The sequence below is a fragment of the Halomonas hibernica genome, from assembly GCF_013183775.1.
Taxonomy (GTDB): domain Bacteria; phylum Pseudomonadota; class Gammaproteobacteria; order Pseudomonadales; family Halomonadaceae; genus Vreelandella; species Vreelandella citrativorans.
The window spans coordinates 1-1,216 of the sequence record NZ_VIFN01000041.1; the positions used below are offsets into that span (position 1 = coordinate 1).

General features: G+C 45.4%; 1 protein-coding gene and 1 pseudogene. Both read left to right on the forward strand.

Annotated features, from left to right (window positions below):
* Positions 1–82 precede the first annotated feature (82 nt).
* Positions 83–891 (forward strand): annotated as a pseudogene (locus FKN99_RS18195) (integrase core domain-containing protein); the annotation flags it as partial.
* An 88-nt stretch (positions 892–979) separates the two neighbouring features.
* The coding region (locus tag FKN99_RS17725; protein ID WP_216658165.1) for a hypothetical protein at positions 980–1,216 on the forward strand (237 nt) is incomplete at its 3' end.

Consider the following 1,216-nt stretch of genomic DNA (forward strand, 5'->3'; position numbering starts at 1 on the left):
AAATTATTAGTTGGAATTTTTCGGATAGAAAACAATACCGCACACATTATAGAATTATTTATATTCACAGGAGCTTTAAGCTTACCATGATGTTGTCTATGAACGACCGCATACCATCACAACCTGCTATCCACACTCATTCTCTGGCGAGAAGAGGTGCTGATCGTCGCCCTCGTATTTCTGTGCCTCGGCATGGAAGACCTACTCGACGTGGCATGTGAGTACATGAACCCTCGGCTATCTCACTCAGGATTGCATCACATGCTCAAACGTCGCAAAGTATCAACACTGGCAGAATTTGTACCTCAGGCTGCCAGATATATTGGTAAGCCCCAGCATAAGCCCTTCAACGACTACGGGCCTGGGTACGCGCATATTGATGTCAAACATCTGCCTCACATGCATGCCGAAGAGCGGAAATGTTACCTGTATGTCGCCATCGATAGTGCTACACGCCTCGTCTATCTGGAAGTAAGGCGCGGCCAGTCTGTCAAGAAGTTCATGATGCGTGTAGCAGTTAACAGACGTTGCTCGCATACAATGCTAAGTCGTTCATCGTTCGCTTCACTCGGGCAGGTGGGAAGCCCCCCTCCACCTTCGATCCGGAAGGCCAGGCCGCTAGTATCAAACCCAGTCTGATCAAGCCGGGAAAGTCACAGACGAACGGTACAGTGAAGCGATTCAACAGCCGCGCTAGGGACGAGCTGATGCTTCAGTGCTATGCTTCAAGTGAAGATATGGAACACACGCTCAAGCGCTACTCTTGGCTGTACAATCACCATATCCCTCAGAAGTTGCTACGCTGTCAACCGTCGATAGAAGGAATAAAGGAATGGCAATCCAACGTCCTGAGATATTTCCAAGCGAGTGGTCAATCACTCGGGCACATAAACTATGTCACTTTCAGAATACTGGAAGGTGTGATTTTTTAAAAATCACAAACCCAATATATCTATACCAACCTCATCAGAGTTAACATATGTCCAAAGTAATTATCGGTAAGTCACCAGACTTATCCTTCTTAACAATCGGCGGATCTGGTAAAGAAAAAACGCGCCATCCTTTACCCATGATTTTGAAAGATAATGGATCCTTTGACTGGGAGGCTAACCATTTTTTAACTACATATGCCGGTGGAGCAACTGCATACAATATATCGCCTATTGCTGAAACTGTTTTAAAAAAAGCTTACAGTTTAAATGTTTTCTGCGATTAT